16 protein-coding genes and 1 tRNA gene are annotated in these 24,842 nt (G+C 47.1%); 8 read left to right on the top strand and 9 right to left on the bottom strand.

The window, feature by feature from the left end; all coding sequences use genetic code 11:
• Nucleotides 1-250: 250 nt before the first annotated feature.
• The 5 genes from QUB11_RS07785 (at nt 251) to QUB11_RS07765 (ending at nt 13,093) form a co-directional block, all read left to right on the top strand.
• The gene (locus QUB11_RS07785) at nt 251-2,653 is read left to right on the top strand and encodes an AMIN domain-containing protein (protein ID WP_333198449.1); all 2,403 of its coding nucleotides are present in this window, start codon (nt 251-253) and stop codon (nt 2,651-2,653) included.
• 883 nt (nt 2,654-3,536) lie between these two features.
• Nucleotides 3,537-3,845 (top strand): HU family DNA-binding protein, encoded by a 309-nt coding sequence (locus tag QUB11_RS07780; protein ID WP_333198661.1) that lies wholly within the window; start codon nt 3,537-3,539, stop codon nt 3,843-3,845.
• Between the two features lie 15 nt (nt 3,846-3,860).
• Nucleotides 3,861-5,126 carry a threonine-phosphate decarboxylase gene (locus QUB11_RS07775; protein WP_333198447.1) on the top strand — a complete coding sequence of 422 codons (1,266 nt, stop codon included), beginning with the start codon at nt 3,861-3,863 and terminating at the stop codon, nt 5,124-5,126.
• A gap of 404 nt (nt 5,127-5,530) precedes the next feature.
• The gene (locus QUB11_RS07770; protein ID WP_333198445.1) at nt 5,531-7,006 is read left to right on the top strand and encodes an NAD(P)/FAD-dependent oxidoreductase; all 1,476 of its coding nucleotides are present in this window, start codon (nt 5,531-5,533) and stop codon (nt 7,004-7,006) included.
• 618 nt (nt 7,007-7,624) lie between these two features.
• Nucleotides 7,625-13,093 carry an AAA family ATPase gene (locus QUB11_RS07765; protein WP_333390218.1) on the top strand — a complete coding sequence of 1,823 codons (5,469 nt, stop codon included), beginning with the start codon at nt 7,625-7,627 and terminating at the stop codon, nt 13,091-13,093.
• Between the two features lie 515 nt (nt 13,094-13,608).
• Here the strand turns inward: QUB11_RS07765 and QUB11_RS07760 are convergent.
• The 3 genes from QUB11_RS07760 to QUB11_RS07750 all read right to left on the bottom strand — a co-directional run bounded on the left by QUB11_RS07760 (nt 13,609) and on the right by QUB11_RS07750 (nt 17,083).
• Nucleotides 13,609-13,695: transfer RNA gene (locus QUB11_RS07760), tRNA-Ser, on the bottom strand.
• Nucleotides 13,696-13,755: 60 nt separating this feature from the next.
• Nucleotides 13,756-16,365 (bottom strand): ComEC/Rec2 family competence protein, encoded by a 2,610-nt coding sequence (locus QUB11_RS07755; RefSeq protein WP_333390216.1) that lies wholly within the window; start codon nt 16,363-16,365, stop codon nt 13,756-13,758.
• Between the two features lie 238 nt (nt 16,366-16,603).
• Nucleotides 16,604-17,083 (bottom strand): DUF4079 domain-containing protein, encoded by a 480-nt coding sequence (locus tag QUB11_RS07750; protein ID WP_333055125.1) that lies wholly within the window; start codon nt 17,081-17,083, stop codon nt 16,604-16,606.
• Between the two features lie 373 nt (nt 17,084-17,456).
• Between QUB11_RS07750 and QUB11_RS07745 the strand changes: the two genes are divergently transcribed.
• Nucleotides 17,457-17,690 (top strand): hypothetical protein, encoded by a 234-nt coding sequence (locus QUB11_RS07745; protein WP_333390214.1) that lies wholly within the window; start codon nt 17,457-17,459, stop codon nt 17,688-17,690.
• Nucleotides 17,691-17,786: 96 nt separating this feature from the next.
• On the opposite strand, the gene QUB11_RS07740 is transcribed toward QUB11_RS07745, so the two are convergent.
• From QUB11_RS07740 to QUB11_RS07725, 4 genes are all read right to left on the bottom strand, one after another.
• Nucleotides 17,787-18,125: a DUF1815 family protein gene (locus QUB11_RS07740; protein ID WP_015176985.1), complete on the bottom strand. Its 339-nt coding sequence runs from the start codon at nt 18,123-18,125 to the stop codon at nt 17,787-17,789.
• Between the two features lie 317 nt (nt 18,126-18,442).
• The gene (gene radC, locus QUB11_RS07735) at nt 18,443-19,174 is read right to left on the bottom strand and encodes a RadC family protein (protein WP_333390212.1); all 732 of its coding nucleotides are present in this window, start codon (nt 19,172-19,174) and stop codon (nt 18,443-18,445) included.
• 122 nt (nt 19,175-19,296) lie between these two features.
• The gene (locus QUB11_RS07730) at nt 19,297-19,845 is read right to left on the bottom strand and encodes an excalibur calcium-binding domain-containing protein (RefSeq protein ID WP_333390210.1); all 549 of its coding nucleotides are present in this window, start codon (nt 19,843-19,845) and stop codon (nt 19,297-19,299) included.
• 520 nt (nt 19,846-20,365) lie between these two features.
• Nucleotides 20,366-20,608, bottom strand: coding sequence for a hypothetical protein (locus tag QUB11_RS07725; RefSeq protein WP_333198433.1), 243 nt, complete (start codon nt 20,606-20,608; stop codon nt 20,366-20,368).
• A gap of 239 nt (nt 20,609-20,847) precedes the next feature.
• Here QUB11_RS07725 and QUB11_RS07720 point away from each other — a divergent pair, with 239 nt between their 5' ends.
• Together QUB11_RS07720 and QUB11_RS07715 are read left to right on the top strand one after the other, a co-directional pair.
• Nucleotides 20,848-21,864, top strand: coding sequence for a succinate dehydrogenase/fumarate reductase iron-sulfur subunit (locus QUB11_RS07720; RefSeq protein WP_333198431.1), 1,017 nt, complete (start codon nt 20,848-20,850; stop codon nt 21,862-21,864).
• 94 nt (nt 21,865-21,958) lie between these two features.
• Nucleotides 21,959-22,147 carry a chlorophyll a/b-binding protein gene (locus QUB11_RS07715; RefSeq protein WP_333106934.1) on the top strand — a complete coding sequence of 63 codons (189 nt, stop codon included), beginning with the start codon at nt 21,959-21,961 and terminating at the stop codon, nt 22,145-22,147.
• A gap of 359 nt (nt 22,148-22,506) precedes the next feature.
• On the opposite strand, the gene QUB11_RS07710 is transcribed toward QUB11_RS07715, so the two are convergent.
• Nucleotides 22,507-23,127 carry a pre-peptidase C-terminal domain-containing protein gene (locus QUB11_RS07710; protein WP_333198429.1) on the bottom strand — a complete coding sequence of 207 codons (621 nt, stop codon included), beginning with the start codon at nt 23,125-23,127 and terminating at the stop codon, nt 22,507-22,509.
• Between the two features lie 229 nt (nt 23,128-23,356).
• Nucleotides 23,357-24,808: a trypsin-like peptidase domain-containing protein gene (locus QUB11_RS07705; protein WP_333198427.1), complete on the bottom strand. Its 1,452-nt coding sequence runs from the start codon at nt 24,806-24,808 to the stop codon at nt 23,357-23,359.
• Nucleotides 24,809-24,842: the final 34 nt, after the last annotated feature.

Here is a 24,842-nt window from a genome sequence, read left to right as displayed (position 1 = left end):
TTACCCCACCCCAACCCTCGCCTTACAAAGGGGAGGGAGTAAGAAATCCACAAATGATGCGAGGATTGCTGTAGGATAGTTTCTAACCCTTATGTCATCAGTTATTCCCAATCGAAAATTGCCAATCGAAAAGGGCATAACTTCTCCTTTCAAAAAGGCTCGAACCCTTGAATATTTTAGTCAGTTTAGCAGCTAGCGACAAAAGACTGCGAACAAGAAATAAATAACAAAGTGTAGTTGAGGAGAGAACGTGAAACAGCATCTACGGTTAAGTGGAGGACTCTTGGGCAGCATGGCCGGAGTTCTCGTAGCGCAAGCCCCCGTCTCGGCAGTGCCGACTCAAGTCACAGGAGTGCAAGTAAGTCAAGCCAATAATGGGGTAAATATTGTTATGGCGACAGAAAAGGGCGATCGCCCGCAAGTTTTCGCCATCAATAACGGCAATACTTACCAAGCCACAATTATCAACACCCAGCTCCGCTTGCCACAAGGCAACAGCTTCCGTCAAGATAACCCCGCTCCGGGAATTTCTTCAGTAGAAATCAGCCAGGTAGAGGCTAACAGCATCCGCGTTGTGGTAGCCGGCACCAACGGAGTTCCCAACGGACAAATTGTGCCGGGACAAGGCCAAAGCATCGTCCTCAGCGTTGCCGGACAGGGTGGTACAGTACAGTCTGCCCAAACTCCACCCCCGCCGCCTCCGGGACTGCCCCTGACCCAAACAGCTCCCCCCCCGGCTCCCCAAGTCCGCACCTCGCAAAACCCAGGCGTGCTGCTGCCAAATCCCGAAGTTACTATTACCAGAAACGATCGCCCGCCCCTCCCCAGCGAAATTCAATCCCAGAGCAATCAGGCTGCGCCTTTCCAACCGCGGGCAGTTGCTCCCCCCTTGGGAGATATCGCAGTGTCTAACATCGCCCCCGGCGCGGGAAATATTGAACTGAGTTCGGGAGAACGCATCCCCCGCTTGGTGCTGCGGGATGCCCCAGTCCGGGACGTTTTGGCTCTGCTGGCTCGCGCTGCGGGCTTGAACATTGCTTTTACAGGTGGCGGAGCCCCTGCTCAACCCGGCCAGCCCGCAGTGCCTGGTCAGCCGGGAGCCACCGGTTCAGATGAAGGGCCAAAGATTTCTTTGGACATCGAAAATGAGTCGGTGCAAGATGTCTTTAATTACGTGCTAAGGCTCAGCGGGCTGCAAGCTAACCGCCAGGGGCGGACGATTTTTGTAGGGACTAACTTGCCGATCGACTCGCGCAATATTATCATTCGGACTTTGCGGCTCAATCAAGTTCGCTCTACGGATGCAGCTAACTTTTTGAGTGCTCAAGGTGCGGAAACTCAACTGCCGATTACTCGGGTGACTATTCAAAGCGTGGGCCAGGGAAATGCTGCGCGGGATGTGGAAATTCGGGAACCCGACATTAAGGCGATCGGCGCTAGGGAAGGCACGGGGCCGCTCTTGCTGAGGGGACTGTCGGTGCTGGCGGATTCTAGGCTCAATTCCATCACTTTGGTGGGCGACCCACGCAAAGTTGACATGGCTGTGGCTTTCTTGACACAGCTAGATTTGCGCCGCCGTCAAGTGGCTGTCAACGTCAAGGTGATCGATATCAACTTGTCGGGAGACAACAGAACAAATACTAGCTTCTCTTTCGGGATTAATGACAGTTTCTTTGTCAATGACGGCGGGGCGGCGATCGTCAATTTTGGCGGCATCAATCCGCCCGATCAGACGACTGTAACTAGTGGCATAGCTAATCGGCCGATTATTGAGAACCGAGACATTCCCCAAGAATTCAGGGATACTCCTTTCTACGATGCGAACGGCCGGCGTATCGTGCCGTTGACAGGTCAAGGTCGCGATACCGCCGCCAAAGGTGTGTTCCTCCAGCCGACAGCCCCAATTACTAATGACCCCACGCGAGTTGGAATTACGGATTACACTCCAGGCTCGGCGACCGGTTCGGGAAGTGCGCTTTTTGGTCAGTTCCCGCTGTTCCAATATCCAAGACGTTTTCTGTCTAACCTGCAAGCAAGTATTACCAGCCAGAATGCCAAAATCCTGACTGACCCGACTTTAGTTGTCCAAGAAGGGGAAACGGCGAATGTGGATATCACCGAAGAAGTGGTTACTAACATTCGATCGGAATCACAGACAACAGAAGGTCAAACTACCAGAACGGTGACGGCAGAAAAAGGCCAGGCCGGTTTGCAGTTGGGAGTGGCGATCGATCGCATCGACGATAACGGTTTTGTCTCTCTGCGAGTCAACCCAATCGTCAGTGCGATCGGCCCGGACAGACCCCTGAGCACTGGCGCAGGAGAAAATAACACTATCACCCTGCTGGCTCGCCGCTCTTTGCAGTCGGGGCTAATTCGCCTGCGGGACGGTCAGACTTTGATTTTATCGGGGATTATCCGCGACCAAGACCGGGTTACAGCGAGGAAGATTCCGATTTTAGGAGATTTGCCGATTATCGGTTCGCTGTTCAGGAGCACTACTAAGATCAACGAGCGGGCGGAAGTGATTGTATTGCTGACGCCGCAGATTTTGGATGATAGCGATCGATCGAACTTTGGCTACCAAAACAACATCAGTCCCGACGCCCGCCAACTGTTGCAGCGCAGTCAGCCAGTCCAGCCGAGACAGTAGGAACAAAGGAAAAATGCCTTGCTGTCAACTTTCCACGCTCTTTCCCCTGAGTCCGACAGTCCGACAGTCCGACAGTCCGACAGGGGTTGAAACCCCTGCCTCAAAGCGAAAGTCCTCTTTTAGAGGACTAAAGAACTCATTAGTCCTCTGCAAGAGCACTATAAATAACTCTTTCAGTCGTCTTCAGACGACTTCAGCTATGAGACAGCGACTTCAGTCCCTGGCGGGTTTCGGGAGAAGGAAACAGCCCCCCCCACGGAGGGCGGTTTCCTTCGACCTAGGGGCAAACCCTCGTGAAGAGCCCCGATACTTGAAACACCGATTCCCTCGTCCGTGGAGGGGGTAGGCACGGGGAGTAGGGGTAGCGCTACCCCTACAAAACGATGATTTCGTTGAGAATGAAACAGCCCTGCCCCACGGGGGAAAGAAAGAGGGGAAAGAAAGAAGGAAGAAGGAAAAAACTTTTCCTTTAGCCCTTGACAAATTACATTTTATTCTTTCTATTTCTCCTTTTTTTTGGTTCAAAAATCCACCGAGGCGAGAAATCTTGTCTCCAATGTGGTATTTTTTTACCTAAATTTTGGGATTAATTACAAAAATTAGCAAGTTCCATATAAATTAAAGGTTCCACCGATCCATAACGGTCGGCAAGACTTTAGAATAATGCAGTGAAAATTAGATGCTGTGGGGTTTTCAGCAGTTAGAAACAAAAATTCCTTTTCTGACCAATTACCCTAGGGTAATTGGTATTCAGCAGGAGTTGTGATTCGGGGAAGCGGACGGGAGCAATCGGGAACCACCCAAACCTCCCAATCCACACCTCAATCCAGTTGATAACTCACAGCTAATAGTTGAACTAACTCTGTTTAACGTAATTTTGCAAATCGAGAAGGAGTTCGCAATGAACAAAGGTGAATTGGTTGATGCAGTGGCGGAAAAGGCTAGCGTGACGAAAAAACAGGCAGATGCTGTTTTGAGTGCGGCCCTGGAAGCAATCATGGAAGCTGTCTCCGATGGCGACAAGGTGACGCTGGTCGGTTTTGGCTCGTTTGAGTCGCGGGAACGCAAGGCCCGCGAGGGTCGCAATCCCAAAACTGGGGACAAGATGGAAATCCCGGCAACCAGAGTTCCTGCATTTTCCGCAGGGAAGTTGTTTAAGGACAGAGTTGCACCGCCGAAAAACGCGGAATAGCTGGCGAACTGAGTCTTGATTAGACCTGTACACGGTGGGAATTTAGCTTGGGCAGCCACACTGGCAGGCTGCCCTGCCTCTGCTATTGTCGATTTTTCTGCGAGTATCAGTCCTTTGGGTCCTCCTGAGTCGGCCCTGGCTGCGATTCAATCACACTTGAGCAGTCTGACGGCTTACCCAGACCCGGATTATGGAGAACTCAGGACTGCTTTGGGTGAGGCTTTGAATGTTGACCGGGATTGGATTTTGCCGGGGAATGGTTCGGCGGAATTGTTGACTTGGGCGGCTTGGGATTTGTCGAAGCTGGAGGGGACTTATTTGGTGACTCCGGCTTTTGGCGATTACTCGCGGGCTCTTTCGGCTTTCGGCGCGCAGGTGATCAAATGCCCTTTGGATATTAAATCTTGCACCATTGTCAAGAACGGGCAAGATGCCCATTCCACAAGAGATGAATTTTCTTGTGGAACAGGCATCTTGCCTGTTCCTAAACAACTAATTGAGAATGGTGCCACATCTGAGTTGGATCTGAAATCGTTGGACGTTGGGGCAGGAAACGAGTTAGTAACGGATGATTTGTCGGTTTCTAACCGTTCCCTTGTCTCCCCTTCTTTTCGTATCCCAGTTCCTCTTGCTCTCGATGCCCCCTCTCGACGTGGTTTGCTACTGAATAACCCGCACAATCCTACGGGTTTGCTGTTTGCTAGGGAGGCGATTTTGCCTTATGTGAAGCAGTTAGGTATGGTGGTGGTGGATGAGGCCTTTATGGACTTTCTACCCCCTTCTGAGCAGGAAACTTTGATCGATGCTGTTGAGGAGTTTCCGAATTTGGTGATTTTACGATCGCTCACTAAATTCTATTCTCTGCCGGGACTGCGGTTGGGCTGCGCGATCGCCCATCCCGATATTCTGCGCCGCTGGCAGTTACTGCGCGATCCTTGGCCTGTGAATGCTTTGGCTGCTGCTGCTGCTGCTGCTGTGGTGCGAGATACTGTTTTTGAGCAGCAAACCTGGGATTGGCTGCCTGTTGCTCGCCGAGAGCTATTTGAGGGTTTGGCTAATTTACCGGGTTTGCAGCCAATTGCCGGGGCGGCTAATTTCTTGTTGGTTGAGTCGTCCATGTCGGTTTCTTCGATTCAAAAAAGTCTCTTGGAACGACACCGGATTTTGATTCGGGATTGTTTAAGTTTTCCTGAGTTGGGCGATCGGTTTTTTCGGGTGGCTGTGCGCTCCAGGGCGGACAATCTGCGGTTGATTGCTGGACTTTCCGAAGTTATTCGTTAGCTGACTTTTGACTGTTGACTGTTGACAGTTGACTGTTGTCAGTTGACTGTTGACAGTTGACAACCAATAAAAGTTAACAAACCGATTTTATTGGTCGTTTGAGCGGACATCCCCAAGAAACCCGGTTTCTATGATATAGCAATCCTTGCAGGAGTCGTAAACTTTTGACCCCACCCCAACCCTCCCCTTATAAAGGGGAGGGAGTAAGAAATTCACAAATGATGCGAGGATGGCTAAAAATCTTGGGTTTTGCAGCGAAGTATCTAGGAAGAAACCGGGTTTCTGACCCCGCGCGCAGATCCTCCTAAACTACTAACTAATGACTACTAACTAATGACTAATGACTAATGACTAATGACTACTGACTAATGACTACTGACTACTGACTACTGACTTCTTTATTTATGCTTGACTATGATTTAGTGATTATTGGTGGAACTCCGGCCGGACGTTATGCTGCTTTGACTGCAACTAATTTCCCGGCTCGCGTTGCTTTGGTGGAACCCCTAAGTAATTCCCAAGATTTGCCGACTGGAGGGAAAGAGTCGATCGACCTTGGTTTGAGATACAGCCAAACTTTGAGGGAGGCTGCTCGTTTTGCCCAGCAGATCAGCCGCCAGCAGTTGGGGGTGCGTTGGGAAGTCGCCAATTCCTCCATGCCACTCAAATTGCGCTTTGACGGGGTTCTCAAGTGGGCAGATGATGTTGTTTCTAATTTGTCAGAAATTGATTCTCTCGGCGTTTTAGCTGCTCGCGGGGTCGATGTTATTTTTGGCAGTGGCGAGTTTGTGGCGAAACCGGATTTGGCTTTTGTTGTCGGCGGTAGGAAATTGCGATCGCTCTGTTATTTGCTAGCTTGTCCAACTCTGCCGGCGATTCCCAATATTGAAGGACTTTCGTCTGCTGGCTTTTTTACTTCGGAAACTGTCGGGGAATTAGCCAAACTTCCAGAGTTGCCTAAAAGTTTGGCTGTAATCGGTGCCGATCCCAGCGGTGTCGAAGTGGCTCAAACTTTTGCTCGCCTAGGGGTTGCTGTCACTTTGGTGGTGAAAAGTTCGCACATTTTGGCTAAAGAAGACCGGGAGGCGGCTGGTTTGGTGCAAGCTGGAATGGAAGCTGAAGGAGTGCGGATTCTTACTGCTACTGAGGTGACTCAAGCTAGGGTGATTGAGGGTAAAAAGTGGATTCAAGCTGGGCCAAGGGCTATCGAAGCTGAGGAGATTTTTCTGGCTGCAGGTAGAGGACACAATTTTTCATCGTTAAATCTCGAAGCGGCTAAGGTTAAATTCAGCGATCGGGGGGTGATTTTAAATGAAAAGCTGCAAACAACTAATCATCGCATTTACGCGATCGGCGATGTTGCTGGGGGTTATCCGTTCCCTCACATCGCTAATTACGAAGCTGCGGTTGCTGTGAAAAATGCTTTGTTTTTGCCAATGTTTCAAATAGATTATCGTGGGATTCCTTGGGCTATTTTTTCCGATCCACAGTTGGCGAGGGTTGGCTTGACTGAAGCGCAAGCAAGGCGCCGTTTTGGAGACGATCTGATTGTTTGTCGGGAATATTTCAAGAATGTTGAAAGAGCTCAAATGTCCGGGGATACAACTGGTTTTTGTAAGATTGTCGGGCGTCGCAACGGGGAGATGTTGGGAGCGAGTATTGTCGGGCCGCAAGCTGCTGAGTTGATTCACACGATCGCTTTGGCTGTGCGTCACGGGATGAAGGTTGAGGCGATCGCCCAACTTCCTTATATTTGGTCGAGTTTTTCGGCAATTAACGGTCAAACTGCTGCCGTTTGGGAGTCGCAGCGCTTGGGTCGCAATACTTTTTCGCGCAATTTATGGGAGAATTTGTTTCACTGGCGCAGGTATTGGAAGTGAAAAAATCAAAGGGGTAATTGGTAATTGGTAATTGTAAGTATGTGAGTGGCCAAATATAATTGACTTGGGCTAGTTCCATAGTCTGCTCCTGAATTTTGGCATTTAATACCTGATTCACTTATTAGAGTGGGCAGCTTGTTGTGGCAGTTGGAGAAATAATTCGGCGGGCGCTCCCATGAATCCCAATTTATCCCTAATCTGACACACCAACTCAATTTCCTCTGCTTCCCGCTTTAAATTCCGATCCACCCGAATTGTACTAATGACATTAAATTATGATGTAAACTAGAGATTAGTTTTTATAGGCGATCGCATTCAAGCATCGGTTTTAAAAATGCTCTTAAGTACCTGATTAGCCTCTTAAATTCCTCTTCTATCAACGGCTGTCGTTCAATCAGCTTTAGCCTTCTTCATCTTCTACTTAGTATTAACTCAACTATAAACAGCTCTTACATAAACAATTCAAGTATTGTTTTAAACTCTTGCTTTCATAACTATCTCTCCCCAATATATTAAGAAAAATGTAATTCACTGAATACTAAAGCAGAGCGAGCGAAAATAGTAGATAGTAACTCTCAGAAGCTTCAGACTTGACAGAAGCAGTAGGAATACGTAGATATGGCTAACATCACAAATTTTTTTCTAGGATATCACATAAACGAGCAAATATACGCAGGCAATCGAACTCTAGTTTATCGGGGTATTCGCTCTTGTGATCAGCAACCCGTCGCGATCAAATTACTGCGAAATGACTTTCCCAGCTTCAACGAACTGGTTCACTTCCGCAACCAATACGTAATTGCTAAAAACTTAAATATCCCCGGCACTGTCAAGGCATACAGCCTGGAGAGCTATCATAACCGCTATGCTCTGGTGATGGAAGACTTTGGCGGAATTTCCTTATGTAGCTACCTTGCTAGTCTAGCATCCGATAGCAACGAAACCCTAGAAGGCTTGCCAGTTAACGATTTTTTTCCTATGGCGATTCAAATTGCCAACGCCCTTGACGGCCTTCATCGCCACCACGTCATCCATAAAGACCTCAAGCCCGCCAACATTCTAATTAACCCCACCAGTAAAGAAGTCAAGCTGATTGATTTGAGCATCGCTTCCCTGCTGCCGCGCGAAACCCAAGAAATTCAAAATCCCAATGTCCTCGAAGGCACTTTACCTTACATATCTCCCGAACAAACTGGGCGAATGAACCGAGGCATTGATTACCGCACAGATTTCTACTCTCTGGGAGTCACATTCTACGAATTACTAACAGGAAAGTTACCCTTCCAAACAGACGATCCAATGGATTTGGTACACTGCCACCTGGCAAAGCAACCTATTCCCGTCCATGAACTCAACCCAGCAGTTCCTCCGGTACTGTCTGAGATAGTGGGTAAACTGATGGCGAAGAATGCAGAAGAGCGCTATCAGAGTGCCAGCGGACTCAAGTATGACTTAGAAACTTGTTGGCAGCAGTGGAGAGAAAAGGGAGAGATTGCATCCTTTAAATTAGGACAACGAGATTTGTGCGATCGCTTCATAATCCCAGAAAAGTTGTACGGTAGAGAAAGCGAAGTATTCTCCCTGCTATCGGCCTTCGAGCGCGTCAGTGCCGGAAGCACCGAAATGATGCTCGTTGCCGGTTTCTCAGGCATTGGCAAAACCGCTGTCGTTAACGAAGTTCACAAACCAATTGTGAGACAGCGAGGCTACTTTATTAAAGGAAAATTCGACCAATTTCAACGCACCCTTCCCTTTACAGTATTTGTCCAAGCTTTTCGCGGTTTAATGGGACAACTGCTATCGGAAACCGATGCTAAAGTAGAACAATGGAAGTTGGATATTTTGGCTGCTTTGGGCGAGAATGCTCAGGTAATCGTTGAAGTCATTCCTGAACTAGAACGTATTATCGGACAGCAAGCGCCAGTCCCCGAACTTTCGGGAAGTGCTGGGCAAAATCGCTTCAATTTGTTGTTTGAAAAATTCATTCAAGTCTTCACAACAAAAGACCATCCTGTAGTGCTTTTCTTGGACGATTTGCAATGGGCTGACTCAGCATCGTTAAAATTAATTCAACTGCTGATGAGCGACGTTGATAACCGCTATCTCTTTTTAATTGGAGCTTATCGGGATAACGAAGTTTTTCCAGCACATCCATTGATGCTGACGTTAGCAGAGATTCAAAAAACTGAAGCAAAGGTGAATACTATTACCTTAGCACCACTTGATAGAGCCGACGTAAATTGTTTAGTTGCCGATACTCTAGCTTGTTCTACAGCGTTGGCTCAGCCTTTGACAGAACTCGTTTATCAGAAAACCCAAGGCAATCCATTTTTCAGCACACAATTCCTCAAATCTTTGCAGGAAGATGGGCTTATTGAATTTAATTTTGAATCTCGGTATTGGCAGTGCGATATTGCCCGAGTGCGAACCTTGGCACTAACAGATGATGTTGTAGAATTTATGGCACTTCAGTTGCGAAAGTTGCCAGCCCAGACACAGGAAGTTTTAAAGTTAGCTGCTTGTATTGGCAATCAGTTCGATTTGGCGACGTTAGCAATTGTTGATGAAAATTCGCCAACAGAAACCGCATCGGCTTTATGGAAAGCACTACAAGACGGGCTAATTTTACCCATTAGCGAAGTTTATAAGTTTTATCAACCAGAGGGAAATAGCGCATCGGTAATCGCTAAGGAAAAGAAATCTGACCAATTACTAATTACCCATGACCAATTACCCAAATATAATTTTTTACACGATCGCGTTCAACAAGCAGCCTATTCCCTCATTCCTGAAGACCAAAAGCGTTCTACTCACTTAAAAATTGGTCAACTGTTATTAAAGAATACGCCAGAAGCCGATCGAGAAGAAAGAATTTTTGATATTGTCAATCACTTAAATGTGGGAGTTGAGCTAATTACCCAGGAGGCAGAACGGGAACAATTAGCACGATTGAATCTGGTTGCTGGAAAGAAAGCCAAAGCTGCTACCGCTTATGCTGCTGCGGTTGAAGATTTCAAGGTTGGCCAGGAATTACTGACAGAAAATAGTTGGCATAGTCAATACGAACTAACATTAGCGCTGTATACCGAAGCAGCAGAAGCGGCATATCTGTGCGGTGACTTTGAGCGGATGGAAGAATTGGCATCAGTCGTGGAAAGCTGTGCCAAAATGCTACTGGACAAAGTGAAAGTATATGAAGTCCAGATGCAAGCTTGTATGGCGCAAAATAAGTTACAGGAAGCGCTGAATACAGGACTACAAGTTTTAAAACTGTTGGGGGTAGAGTTTCCCTCGGAGCCAAATCCGTCGGATATTGGGCAGGCATTAGGCGAAACTGCGGCAATTTTGAATGAGAAGCGAATTGAGGATTTAATCGATCTTCCTCTGATGACAGCTCCTCAACAACTAGCAACTATAACGATTCTGTCAAGCCTATTTTCTCCTGCCTACGTAGCGTTGCCGCCACTCGTGCCTTTGGTAGTTTGCAAACAGGTCAATTTATCTGTCCAATATGGCAATGCTTCTTTGTCTCCCTATGCTTTTGCCATATATAGTTTTCTTCTCTGTGGGATGGGAGATATTGATCGGGGCTATCAATTAGGTGAACTTGCTTTACGTCTAGTGTCAAAATTAAATGCCAAAGAAATCCAAGCGAAGACATCCGCAATGGTGCATTCTGGTATTCAACCTTGGAAAGAACACCTCAGAAATACCTTACAACCTTTGCTGTCAGATTATTTTTGTGGGCTGGAAACTGGAGAGTTAGAATTTGCTGGCTATGCTATCTATGAATACAGTTATTATTCGTATTTTATTGGCAGGCAGCTAACCCAACTCGAACGAGAGATAGCAAGCTACGCAGATGCCGTTAGTAAAATTCACCAGGACACAGCACTTTCTTATCAAAAAATTTGTTGGCAAGCCGTTTTGAACTTGATAGGAAGATCGCAAAACCCATGCCTTTTAAAGGGAGAAGCCTACGACGAAGAGACAATGCTGCAACTATATCAGCGAACCAATAACTACCTGGGCATTCATTACTTATACTTGCACAAACTTGTGCTTTGTTATCTGTTGGATAATTACCCGGAAGCCTTTAAAAATATGGCTCAAATAGAAAGTTATTTGAGCGCCGCTTCAGGGCAGATAAGTGTTGCAATCTTCTATTTATACGATTCTCTAGTGAGATTGGCGGTTTATTCTGAGACTCCAGAGTCCGAACAACAGGAACTTCTCGACAGAGTACAAGCTAATCAAGAAAAAATGCTGAAATGGGCGCATCATGCCCCCATGAATCATCTGCATAAATTCTATCTAGTTGAGGCAGAACAGCATCGGGTTTTAAACCAAAAAATAGAAGCGGTCGAGATGTACGACAAGGCTATTGCCCTCGCCCAAGAAAACGAGTACATCAACGAAGAAGCAGTTGCTCACGAACTCGCTGCAAAATTCTACTTAGAATGGGGCAAACAAAAACTGGCAAAACCCTATTTAATTGATGCTTACTATGCTTACGCAAAGTGGGGAGCCAAAGCAAAGATTGACCATCTAGAACAGCGCTACCCCGAATTGCTTGCTGTGATCCTGCAACAGGAGCGAACTCGCCAGAATCCGACCGAAACAACTCACACCTCCAGCAGTGAATCATCTCTATCTAACACGAATAGAACAATTATCGGTAGCACCAGCAGTTTGGAGTTAGTAGATTTGCCGACAGTGATCAAAGCTTTTCAAGCTCTTTCCAGTGAAATAGAACTAGAGCAATTGTTAACTACTTTGATGCAAGTAGTAGTGCAAAATGCCGGAGCACAAACCGGAGCATTAATTTTGGAGGAAGGTGGAAAGTGGAGAGTTGCCGTACACTGTACAAATCGCCAAGATTGTGACTTGCAATCACTTCTAGTTGAAGAAAGCAAAGCAATTCCTCTGAACATCATTAACTACGTCAAACGTACAAAAGAAATCCTGGTATTCGATCGTGCCAGCACTCAAACCACCTGGGCTGGCGATCCTTACATCATTGAGCACCAACCCAAGAGCGTATTATGCACTCCGATTCTCCATCAAGGCAAAGTAATGGGGATTCTGTATCTAGAGAATAATCTCACAACGGGGGCGTTTACGCGCGATCGCGTCGCCATCCTCAATATCCTGTGTTCCCAAGCAGCAATTTCCTTACAAAACGCCCGACTGTATCAGCAATCCCAGGAATATGCCCAAAAACTAGAACAGTCTCTCCACGATCTCAAACAGATGCAGTTGCAATTGGTACAGGGTGAAAAAATGTCTGCTCTCGGAAATTTAGTCGCAGGTGTAGCCCACGAAATTAACAATCCCGTAGGCTTTATCGCCGGCAACTTACAGCCAGCTCAAGAATACGTGGGGGATTTATTCAATTTGATTGATTTGTATCAAGAAAAATTTCCCAATCCGGGAGTGGAAATTGAAGCCGAAATAGAGGATATGGACTTGGAGTATTTGCGAGAAGATTTGCCCAAATTGATTGGCTCGATGAAGGAGGGAGTCGATCGCATCCGCAATATCAGTACGAGTTTGAGAACGTTTTCCAGGGCTGATAGCGATCGACCAGTTTCTTTCAATATTCACGACGGACTCGAAAGCACTCTGCTAATTCTCAAGCACCGTTTAAAAGCCAGCGAGTTCCGCCCTGCCATTGCAGTTGTGAAAGACTATGGTAACTTGCCCCTCGTAAAATGCTTTCCCGGACAGTTAAACCAGGTATTTATGAATGTGCTGGCTAATGCGATTGACGCTCTGGAGGAGTCCAATAAGGGGCGGAGTTTTAGTGAAATTAAAGCTCTACCTAATCAAATCACGGTTCAAACTGCTCTGAGCGAATCCAACAATCAGGTTTTGATTCGCATTAAGGATAATGGAGTGGGGATGTCGGCAGAAGTCAAGGAAAACATCTTTAACCACTTATTCACTACCAAGTCGGTGGGTCAAGGAACTGGATTAGGATTGTCTATAGCCCACCAAATTGTTGTGGAAAAACATGGAGGTACATTAGTAGTCAATTCTTCCCTCGGTCAGGGTTCGGAGTTTGTGATTTGTATTCCGGCGTGAGCATTTCGTAGTAGGGCTTTAGCGCAATTAGCGCCGCCTCGCAATTACAGGCTACGTTATTAGAAGAAACAGGAAACTGGGCACGGGGAACGAGCAACAGGCTAGGGGTTTTCGTGCTAGGAACTAGCGACTATGGACTAGGGAAACAAAGAATCTAGACTAATTCCCCCATCCTCACCGAAATGAAAGCAGCTATCATGCTACGGAGATTGTGGAGTTAAATTTCATAATATAATCAGGTGCGCGCACCCTAGGTTAATAAGGTGCGCGCTTGACGCTGAGATGTACGGAGAGGGTTGGATTTGAACCCACGTTAGAGTTGCCTTTAAAATAGATTTCGAGGCAATTTTAGAAATACTTTTGTCTTGACCGATCGCCCACAGAAGGGGTGGAGTGAAAGCAAAAAGTGGTATACAAGAGTGGTTTGTATACCACTTTCGTATACCACTGCCGATAAATTGCAGAGATGGCTAAAAAAGGTGATAACCTCAAAGCCTTGTGTAGTAAGGGATGTACGGAGAGGGTGGGATTTGAACCCACGTTAGAGTTACCCCTAAAGTAGATTTCGAGTCTACCGCATTCAACCGCTCTGCCACCTCTCCAATTGATTTGAGATGTGAGCTAAAAGTATATTACCGCACAGTGCGCCACATTGTAAATCTTTATAAAAAAGAAGTTTGATTTTCTTCTGATTCCAGAGTGGTCTTAAATCCCCCAGCAGGAGTCCACTGGAGGGCTCCGTCGCGCCCTGTCCAGAATATTTGGGTTTTGCTTTGGCGCAGTTGGGCGGCGGTTTCTGGGTCGATTTCGTTAGCAGATGCGATCGCCACTTGCGGCCCAACTGCGCCCAATAACTCGGCAGTCAAGGTTTTTCCCGACCACCACAGCACTTGAGCCGGCTTCAAGGTTCCCGTTGCTGCCAATTTTTTTTGCGCTTCCGGTGTCATTTCACCGACGAGCAACCAAGTTCGATTTCCCACCAGGAATTCTACCACCGGAATCTCCGCATTCACCAACTGCAACCGCGTCGAACCCAGATCAACTGTACTGTTAGTTTCTAAAGGAAAGTAAACGCCTTGGCGAGATTGCACAGCCGTTATAAATTCCTGATTGCTGCCACGGTGAATTTGTTTCGGAGCATTATTATCATAAAATGTTTTAATTGGCAAGCGTTCTAGTAATTTTCCCCAACCACTGCTCAAACCTAAATGACCGTGAGTGGCGATCGCAAAATTCACAGAATTAACTCCTTGCTTCTGCAAAAAAGGCAACACTGTAAACCTTACGGTATTTTCATCACCGCTATTAATTAGCGCCACTTTTCCCCGATCTTGAATTACTAACACTGGTTCGCCAGATGTCGCCAGCAAAGTAACTTGAAATAAAGATGATTGAACGTGCCAAGCTGGCAAAACTATGATACTTATTCCCGCCACCAGCGCCAGCGGTAAAATCCAAGCAGATGAAAAACTCGGCAGCGCAATAACTCTACTTTTCCCCTTCTTCCCTTTCCCCTTTTCCTGATTTTTTCCTCGGACTGCTTCCGGCTTCCGTCTTTGTTCTTCCTTCCTCCTTCTATCCGTTACCTCCTGTACCTTGCTCGTTGCCGAACTTCCCCCGATCCAAACCCAGCAAATTAAACTGTAAAGCGCGATTAGCTGAAACACCGATACTTGACCGACAGCTACCGAATTACCTGGTAATTGCGAGAAATATTGGGCGATCGCAATTAACCCCTTTGCCGGATAGTCCAGCAGTTGTGCTAAAACACTGCCAGCCGGCGGAAAAATCAATCCAGCTAAAGCGCTAACCATCCCCCCAATACTCAAAATCCACAGCAAAGGAGCCGCAATAATATTAACTAAAATGCTGTAAGGTGATACCACGCTAAAAACGTAAAGTAGCAGCGGTAGCACCCAAACTGAAGCGGCGATCGGAACCACAACAATCGAAGCGATCGCGGGCGGCATCCAGTCCAATTTTGCCATCAATGGCGGCGTTGTCACGATTAACCCCAAAGTTGCCAAAAAACTCAGTTGGAAACCTAAATCCCAAATCCACAAAGGGTTAACCAGCAGTAAAATAGTAGCAGCGATTAACAGCAATCCCAGCGGCTTAACTTGGCGGTTCAGCACCAAAGCAAATAATGTTCCAAATCCCATTAAAGCGGCGCGGCATACTGAAGCTTCAAAGCCGGTTAATCCCACAAGCAAAAATAAAGCACCGACGCCAAAGCTAAATTGTAATTGTTTGGAAAAACGCCTGGTTAAAGCTAGAACTAAAGCCAAAACCATCGAAACTTGAGTGCCGGAAGCTGCGATCGCGTGGGCTAATCCAGCCTGGACAAAAGAGTCACGGATGTTGTAAGGTAAATCTACTGCTTGTTTGCCGAGGGCGATCGCACTGATCAAGGGCCCTTCGGGAACATTTAACTGCGATAGTTGCGATCGCACGATCCGCTGCCGCATCGCTTGAATTTTCGATGGCTGCATCCCGCTTGGTTCCAAGAAAGCAGCCGTTTGGCTGTTAACTCGATTTACATCCGCGATCGCCTTTTCTCTCCTCCAGTCAATTTGACGGCCTTTGAGTCCGACAAAAGCTCCTTCTCTGGCTAAATATGTTTGAAAATCAAAAGCCCCCGGATTCGACGGTGGCTGCGGTTTGTACAAGGAACCCACAACTGCGATCGTATTGTCGGCGTACAAACCCGTTGTTTGCAACAGCGGCACTGTAACGTAGAGTTTACCGGATACTGGGCGGTTTACGACTGCTCCTCCCTCGCCGCCGTTGATTTCGCTAACTAAATCTGTTTCTAGCCAAAATTGCGATCGACCCGATCGAGTCAATCGAGGTGTACTGACAACTCTACCGCGAACTGTCACTGCCACTTCTTGAGTGTTTCCAACCGCCGGAATCAGTTTGCTGATGTCATCTATTGCTGGTTGGGGCGATCGAACTGCAAAATAAACGCTAGCTAGAAATGCCACCAAACCCGCAACTGCCCACACCCATTTCCCTCGCGGCAGGATCTCCAACAAACTCAACTCTTCCCTCGCATCTAAGGGTGCTTCAAGAGCATTTTCTTTTTGTCTGCTGCGTCTTTTCTTAGTAACTTTGACAGAATTTTTAGTATATTTTCGCAACAATTTCGGCAGGGCGATCGCTACCGCTATTCCCAAAGCAAGTATCGCGTATCTACCCCAAGAAACCGCTGTAGAAATCAATCCCAAAATGTAGGAAAGACAGAAAATGACACCCGTTGCTTGATTCATTAATTAGCAAGTAATTAGCAATTTTTACTGTCCAAAGTAGAGTTGGTTTCAGTCCAGAACACATAATATCAATTCCGGTTATATCGGAATGATTTAACCACAGAGAACGCAGAGAACGCAGAGGAAGAGAAGAGAGAGAGACGAATAATGCCGATGAAGAGAGGATTTCATATAACCTCTGTATGTAGGGTACACATTGCGACCCTACATATACTACCACTGCCTGATAAGTCTTCTTCTAAATAGACAGCCCCAATTTTAAACCGAAAGCCGCGTGCAGCACCATAAGTGCAAGGGCCGTCGTGCCTAAATAAGCGTGAACCGCGCGCAGTGCTAGCTTATTGCCCCCAAAACCCGTTAGCGAAATCAAGCTGCCAATAGCCAGCAAAACCAGCACTGCCGAACCCGTCCAAAAATGCGGACTTTCCATGACTGGCTGGTGCTGCATCACCAGCGACAGCAAGCCGCCTGTATAGCCCAAAGCTAGAAACAGAAACATCCACGGTGCAAGCTTGCGGTGATCCGAGCGACTTTTGAGTGCGACATCTTTATCGGTGGCCAAACGTCCCTGCCATCCCGTATACCCGACAAAACTGCCCATCGCCACTACCACGATCCCCATCATTACAGGGTGTCCCCAATGGGTAATTGGTTCGGGAATTCCTAGACTGCGAAATTGACTGGCGATGGGTTCTAGTAGTTCGCTTAAATTTACCATTTGATACTGACTCCAAACTTGGCGATAAATATTTTCGGACTAATCATTAAAATATTATAAAATATTAGTGTAGCAAGTGCGATCGTGCACTTCAAAGAGCCGTTTAACCTAACAGCCCAACATTGGCCAAAAGCCTAGATATACGCAAAACTTAGCCGGCTTGGGCCGGCTGTGAGATGTTTTACAGCAGTGATGCTGCTTCAAGTTAATTATTAGCCTGATAGGCTAAATCTAAGAGCAAAAATAAACGCCATTCGCCCGCACATCACACCCGGTGGGCTGCCTTTTGCCCAATCTTCACAGCCTCATCCTCACTCTGGATGTTAAATTATACCTGCCTGCTTAAAGTTAATTTCAATTCCTTGACTTGTGAATGCCAAAGGGAGAAATTAACATCGCAGCCGACGAGCCGTCACACTTCTACATTTTGCTAATCGTTCTCAAGGGAGAATCAACTGCTGAAAAAAAACTAGAGGTTCCAAGTTTGAGACTTCTGGCATCAAGTATGCCGTCTGCCCAGGCTCACTTCGATCGACTGATCGCTAAACTGTCTCAAGGCACCCTGATAGGACCCTTGGCTGTTGAGCAGCCATCGCTGTGCACCTAAATGAACCCTCTCAACTAACTAGCTGGGGATTCGGTTTTAGCAGACAAGCAGTGACTTTCTTGCGTCGCCTTCCTCGGAACCGTGCAATCGCTACACTCACTGCGCCGTCGCTAAAGTAGCTTCCGAAGGTTGGATTTGATACTTTACGAGATTTGCCAGTTCTTGTAACTGATTAATCGCTTCTGCACCTTCTAGTTTCATCAGTTCGCGGTCGTCCCGCATCTCAGTCCAAGTGATACCGTAATCTGACACTAAAAATCGAATCAGATGGTTGTCCGTCAAACTGACCATAAATGAGGCACTGTTCATCTGACCCCCGCAAGTGTAGCAGGACGCCAGATAACCCCGATGCTCTAGCACGATCGCTAAAGCTTGGAGGTTCATTACCAAATCTTGAACGAATTTACGGTGTTGTTCTGCAAGTCTCAGAAACACAGTTCTCCTCCTATCACCACACCGTGTATTTTACATCCCATTTAATAATTTCTTAATAAGTGGGTCTTTAGGTGCTGGTTCAGTATACGTTTAGTATGCTCAAAAAAAATCGGATTAGCGACCTCTTCAGCCTACCTATACTACATTAACCGAGTTGTGCTCGAAACGCAGTATCAGCAGCGACATTCAGCCAAAACAGGCTATCGCGGGGGACTCCAGCCGGAAAATTTGCCTGCTGTCAGGGCTGATTCAGCCGTCGCAGAGCCCAAAGATACAAATAACTAATGATAGTAATGAAATTAGTTAAGTAGAAGAGTTCAATCACCCTGGGGATACTCCTCCCAAAGCGTCGTGGTCTGCCGCAAGCTCCGAAAATCGCCATTCCCCAAAATCAAGTGATCCAGTAGCGGAATCGACAAAAACTGCGCTCCCGCCAGCAACTGTCGCGTTAAAGCAATATCCTCCGGGCTTGGTTCCACAATCCCGGAGGGGTGATTGTGCGAGATAATCGCCCGCGTCGCCCCCTGGCGGATCACCTCGCGAAAAATATCCCGTGGGTGAGCCAAAGTTTCCGTTGCTGTGCCGATCGTAATTACCTGAGTACCCAGCAGCCGATTTTTCACATCTAGCAGCACCACAGCAAAACGTTCCTGAGACTGCCACATCAAATCCTGACTCAGGGCATCAGCCGCCGCTTGCGGAGAGTCAACCACCGCCATTTCCGGTGGCCGCGACTGAAATACCCGCTTCCCCAACTCCACAGCAGCCAAAATCGAAGTCGCCTTAGCAGGGCCAATCCCGTGAATCTGCGTCAACTCCTGAACGCTAATAGTGCGTAGCACAGCCAGAGGATCACGGGAATGCAAACTCAACTGATTTAAAATATACTGTCCGAGCCCGACGGCGGAAAGTTTGCCTTTTCCCTGACCAGTACCCAAGAGAATCGCAATCAATTCCGCAGTCGCCAAACTTTTCGGGCCACCCGCCATCAGCCGTTCCCGTGGCCGTTCACTCGTTGGCAAATCGACAATTCTCAAGCTGTAAGTCATAGCTGCATCCGCACCGCAAGCTCAACAATTAGACAAGTTTAGCCGATCGATTTGCGTTCTTCAATTCGTACAATCACCGAAAAAAGCCTTCATTATTAACCGAGGATTTTGGCAGATCAAATCTAACCCAGCGTTTCACAAGCGATCGAGTCTTGATCTCGATCGAGCTTAAACGGATCGCCCGGATATGCCTCTAACACTCGCTGCGCTTCAGCTTGAGTCGCAAAGTCAGAACAGTTGCAATCCGAGTTAACGCAACTCGGAAAATCGGCACTTTTAACCTTCTGCTTAGAAGACTCATAAATAACTTTCTTGGTATCTTCCTTTGGCTGCTGTGCATCAATAGCAATCTCTGCGGTTCGCTCAACAGATTTGACTGAAGATGGCAATTTGCGATCGGGCCCTAGTTTGGCAAGTGCAGGTGCGGCAGGAGAAATTGCAGGTTTCGGTGTTGGTGTCGGCGTTTTCACAGTCTCCGGCTTGGGTGTCGGCACTGCCGAAAGCGGTGATGGCTTAGCGGTTTGAGATGATTCTAGCCGATCGGTTGGGGCCGGAGGCGCCACTGAAACTTCCTGAGACGGATTGGGTGCGGTGACGCCAACAAGTACAAACGAAGCCGCCATCAACCCGCCGTACATCGCGGCCGATCGCTTGCGGGTTGGTGCACCCATTTCGGATTAACAATACCCAGAAATAAGGCAGGTATCGACAAGAGAAAGCTTAAGACGAAAAAATTAAACATCGCGACTTTATACCCGTAAAAAATAGAAGTAATCCAGGACGCAGAAACCGGGTTTATTTTACCCAAATACGAGGTGAAGCACGAAGGATATCTGTTTAAACAACCCGATTTCTTTAATCCCTGTGCCTAACTCCTGAGAAGTTAACTTCCTTATTTATCTGCTGGCAAACTCACAAATCCCTAGGATTTACGAAGTAAACTCGAATCTTGGACACCCGACCCTGGTGCAACCGGGTTTCAGAGTGTATTTCTTCTTACTAAACCCACGATTTTTTCCTACAGTTCGCGATCGCACTCCGACGCCTATAAACCGGGGTTTTTAATTGCAGTAAATGAGTATAACCAAGTATTTTTCTTAAAAAACTACGTTTCTCGCCCCAACCGGGCGTAAGTCCTGGTAAAATTCTTTGTAATGCTGCCAAAAAAGTGAGAAGCATACCCAGCTACGTTCAGCGCAAAGGTGCGCTTACCCTAAATTCTGGCCATTCAGTTGAGGCCAGCAGCCCCGATGAAACTGGTTGTGGCGCATTAGGTGCTGTAACCCCAAGCAAAACGAACGAAACTGCCATCAAGCCGCCGTACAAGGCAGCCGATCGCCTGCGAGTTCCCAGTCCCACCCATTGAGGATTTAGCAGACCCAGACAAAAAGCCGGTGTGGAAAACATGAAAGTTAATACAAACAAGCTGGACATCACGCACCTCCGCCTAGCGAATTGCAGCGATTAATTACTTTTATCTCCAATTAATAGCTCACAAATCCGCTTAAAAAAGTTATCATTTAGAATTTATGACTTTGGACTTATTGCCTCTTATTAAGCAATAATAAAATTGGTTAAATCTCTAACTTTAGGTAGGTGTTAAAAAAAATAATAGCTTTCGAGAGAGCCAGAAAAGTCAGCTTAAAATAGAAACTAAATTCCTTACTCAAAATATGAAAGTCCGCTTTAACGTAGTGCGCCAAAATCAAAACGAGGCTCCCCGGGTTCACAGTTACACCTTAGATGTGGAAGAGAGCAATACCATCCTCGACTGCCTCAACAGCATCAAGTGGGAACACGACGGCACTTTAGCTTTTCGCAAAAATTGCCGCAATACAATTTGTGGCAGTTGTTCTATGCGAATTAACGGTCGCTCGGCATTAGCTTGCAAAGAAAATGTGGCCAGCGAACTGGCAAGACTGCAAAAAATAGCCCATTCCAGCTCAGCAGAAATGCCTACCGATTTCATCCCAGAAATCACCGTCGCCCCAATGGGAAATATGCCGGTCATTAAAGATTTGGTTGTTGACATGACCAGTTTTTGGGACAACCTAGAAGCAGTTGAACCATATATCAGCACCGCCTCGCGAGCAATTCCAGAACGCGAATTTCTGCAAACTCCAGAAGAGCGATCGAAACTCGACCAAACTGGCAACTGCATCCTCTGCGGCGCGTGCTATTCTGAGTGCAACGCCCGCGAAGTTAACCCGGAATTTGTCGGCCCCCACGCCCTCGCCAAAGCTTACCGCACGATCGCCGACTCCCGCGACAGCGAAACCGAAAATCGGCTAGAAAAATACAACGAAGGCACCGCAGGCGTCTGGGGATGCACCCGCTGTTATTACTGCAACTCGGTTTGTCCGATGGAAGTTGCGCCGATGGATCAAATTGGTAAGATTAAACAGGAGATTCTCGATCGCAAAGACGACCAAGCCAGTCGATCGATCCGCCACCGCAAAGTTTTAATCGATCTTGTCAAAGAAGGTGGCTGGATAGATGAGCGGAAATTTGGCATCGAAGTAGTAGGAAACTACTTCCGCGACGTTAAAGGTTTGCTGAGTCTGGGCCCGTTGGGTTTGAGAATGATCGCTCGCGGCAAGTTCCCGCTGTTTTTTGAGCCTTCAGAAGGTACCGAAACGGTGCGAAATCTGATCGAATCGGTTCAAAGTTTAGAAAAGTCAGCAGATTAGCGATCGGCTGTCCTTTTCCTGGTAAATTACAAGTTGTGCGATCGCAAAGCTTCCCAAAAATCATCACTCAAAACTCGAAACTTAAAACTTTTAAATGACTGCTCAAACTCCTCCATCTCCAAAACCGACAACCCCAAATACCCCAAAACCAGAACCAGCCTTTGGCTGGAATGCCTACGCCGAACAAATCAACGGACGATTTGCGATGGTGGGGTTCGTGGGACTTTTGCTGCTAGAATTCTTCACCCGTCAGGATTTTTTTACCTGGCTGGGTCTGCGTTAAATTAATCAAAATTAATTAAAAATGGAAGCTGAAAAATTATCTATATTTCAGCTTCCATTGGATTTTTAATAGTTATTGGAAATACACTTTATCAAATTATTAGAAGTAAAAAGTTATAACATTTATAGTGGCATACAAACATATGAATTTACCAAAGTCGATCGCAGTTGCTTGTAGTGCGATCGTCCTTGAATTATAGGGACACGGTATTGCCGTGCCCTGACTCCGAAGTTTAGTTCATATTCTGTTCGGTCGATGACCCCTAATACGGTAGGGGCGGGTTCACGAAAAATATCTGCCAATAATTGACAATCTCAAAAACCCGCCCTTTTAATCGTTCGAGCGGACATGATATCAAACTAATTTCCAGTTGTTTCACGGACGGTTAAACTGTACTTGCCTCTACCTTTTGGAGGCGGATCGTAAGCATTGACAATGACGCGATAGCGACCGTTCGCAGACAAGGTAACAGAAATCTCTGAATTGGAATTTTGCTGCGTTGCATCATCATTTTCTGCAAGTAGCTCGCCCTGGGAGTTGAAAATAGCGAGATAAGTATCAAACTCGGTACTTTCTACGGTAACAACCACTTTCTGACCCTGAGTCCCTTCAAAGGTATACTCATCGTACAAACTGCTGTCCGAGGGCAGTACAGAAGACTTAGCAGGGCTGAGTTCTCCGTTTTGCTCTAAAAGGACTTTAGATGAACCCGCATCAGGACTCGATCGAGGTTCTACACTTGGGCTCTGAGTTGGCGAACTTTGTGGTGATGGCGACGGGTTGGGGCTTGCTTGAGCTAAAACCGCCTTGCCAGCAGGCTTCGCATCAGTTAAATTTTGAGGAAATTCTGCTGAAATGAGGGTGGAACTACTGTTAGCAACTCCACCTAAATTGGAAACTGGCAGGGAGACAGTCGGCTTGCCAGAAAAAGTAGCTACCAGAGCAATTGGCGCGATCGCCCAAAATCTAACTTGACGCATGAATTACCTCGATTTGCAACGAAGAAGGAAGTTCGGCAACGGATTCTGTAACGGATTTAACGGATGGGACAAAGGAAGTGCGGCAACGATTCTGTACAAGATTTAACGGATGGAAGAAGGAAGTTCGGCAACGAGCACTGTACAAGATTTAATGGATGCAGGGAAGCAGGAAGCAGAATAATTCGACCAATTACCAATTCCCGATTACCCATTACCTTTTTCCCCATTTTCACCGGACTGTTAGAGTATAACGACCCCGGCCCGCAGCATCGTAAGCATTGACAATTACGCGATAGCGACCCGTAGCGGGCAAAGTAACGGTCAGAAACGCATTTTTAGTCGAATCGCTCCCATCGTCATTTTCTGCCACTAATCGGCCGTTAGGGCCAAAGATAGCCACATAGGGATCGAAATCTGTACTTTCGAGGGAAATGGCTACAGACTGACCCGATCGACCTTCAAAAGTATACTCTCGATACAGACTGTTGTCAGACGGCAATACTGGGCCGCCTGCGACTAAAGCGCCTTCTTCTTGCAAAATCGCCCGAGAAGGCGCGGTAGGAGCACTCGCTTTCAGTTCTAACGTATAAGCCCCTGACTGCTTAGCTTGGTAGGAATTTGCCACTAACGTGTAAGTCCCGTCTGCTGGCAGCCTGACTGTAATTCTGGCGTCTTTCCTGCCTGCGCCGTCATCGTCTTGCGCGATTTCGCGTTGGTTGGGCCCGAGCAAAATTAAATAAGGGTCAATTTCTTGACTTTTCATTTCTATTGTGATTTGCTGGCCCGCTTTTCCCTCAAACGAGTAGAGGTCAAAAAAGCTGTTGTCGGTGGGCAGAACGCTAGACTTCTCGGTGAGGATGCCGCTGACGGCGGGCCCGTTTAACGCAACTTTTTGAGGTGATTTGTTGCCACCAAAGGGCGATCGGGCTTGAGCCACGCGGGGAGCCCGCCCTTCTCGCACTGCTGTCAGGAAAGCGGGTAATTTGTCTGCGGAAATTGCAAAACCGATACCGATATTGCCACCGCCCCGGCCGCGAGTAAAAATAGAAGTATTGACGCCGATTAATTCTCCTGAACTGTTGAGCAGTGGGCCTCCTGAATTGCCGGGATTGATGGCGGCGTCGGTTTGAATTAAGCCCCGCTGCTGGTCGATGCGACTGACGATTCCGACTGTAAAAGTACCTTGAAATTGACCGAAGGGATTGCCGATCGCAAATGCTTGTTGCCCGACTTTCACCGAACCGGGACGGGCTAAAGGAATGGTGGGCAAATTGTTTTGATCGCGAATCTTCACCACGGCTAAGTCTAGACCTTCTTCGCCGAATCCAATGACATCGGCGACAAGTTTTCTGCCGTCTGACAAAATGATATTGACGGTACCGCCTGCCGAAACAACGTGGGCGTTAGTTAACACCATGCCGTCGGGGCTGATAATTGTGCCGCTGCCGTTAGATTTATCTGTATCAACCGTAACAACCGCCGGACTAGCCTTTTCGTAGACTCGAATATTGGTTTGTTCTTCGACATTTTGGGCGATCGCACCCTGGGAATGCACCGAGTTAAATTCCGTTAAATCTGTTGATTGCCGCACAGGGGATGTGGTAACAACCGCACTGGCGCTGGCTGCAACCCCAACCGTTAAAATTCCCGATACTGCTAAACTTAGAAGTTTGAAATTCATGGGGATCGATTTAGTATTTAGCGATCGGTAGCTA

This window comes from Microcoleus sp. B6-A1 (genome assembly GCF_036705085.1).
Lineage (GTDB): Bacteria > Cyanobacteriota > Cyanobacteriia > Cyanobacteriales > Microcoleaceae > Microcoleus.
The sequence above is the reverse complement of the archived record's forward strand: the minus strand, read 5'-3'. Positions and strand labels throughout refer to the sequence as shown.

Bases quoted from the DNA above. Each gene is read 5' to 3' on its own strand.
- QUB11_RS07770 (WP_333198445.1), top strand. From the start codon at position 5,531: ATGCTTGACTATGATTTAGTGATTATTGGTGGAACTCCGGCCGGACGT.
- QUB11_RS07765 (WP_333390218.1), top strand. From the start codon at position 7,625: ATGGCTAACATCACAAATTTTTTTCTAGGATATCACATAAACGAGCAA.
- QUB11_RS07755 (WP_333390216.1), bottom strand. From the start codon at position 16,365: ATGAATCAAGCAACGGGTGTCATTTTCTGTCTTTCCTACATTTTGGGA.
- QUB11_RS07750 (WP_333055125.1), bottom strand. From the start codon at position 17,083: ATGGTAAATTTAAGCGAACTACTAGAACCCATCGCCAGTCAATTTCGC.
- QUB11_RS07745 (WP_333390214.1), top strand. From the start codon at position 17,457: ATGCCAAAGGGAGAAATTAACATCGCAGCCGACGAGCCGTCACACTTC.
- radC (WP_333390212.1), bottom strand. From the start codon at position 19,174: ATGACTTACAGCTTGAGAATTGTCGATTTGCCAACGAGTGAACGGCCA.
- QUB11_RS07730 (WP_333390210.1), bottom strand. From the start codon at position 19,845: ATGGGTGCACCAACCCGCAAGCGATCGGCCGCGATGTACGGCGGGTTG.
- QUB11_RS07725 (WP_333198433.1), bottom strand. From the start codon at position 20,608: ATGTCCAGCTTGTTTGTATTAACTTTCATGTTTTCCACACCGGCTTTT.
- QUB11_RS07720 (WP_333198431.1), top strand. From the start codon at position 20,848: ATGAAAGTCCGCTTTAACGTAGTGCGCCAAAATCAAAACGAGGCTCCC.
- QUB11_RS07715 (WP_333106934.1), top strand. From the start codon at position 21,959: ATGACTGCTCAAACTCCTCCATCTCCAAAACCGACAACCCCAAATACC.
- QUB11_RS07710 (WP_333198429.1), bottom strand. From the start codon at position 23,127: ATGCGTCAAGTTAGATTTTGGGCGATCGCGCCAATTGCTCTGGTAGCT.
- QUB11_RS07705 (WP_333198427.1), bottom strand. From the start codon at position 24,808: ATGAATTTCAAACTTCTAAGTTTAGCAGTATCGGGAATTTTAACGGTT.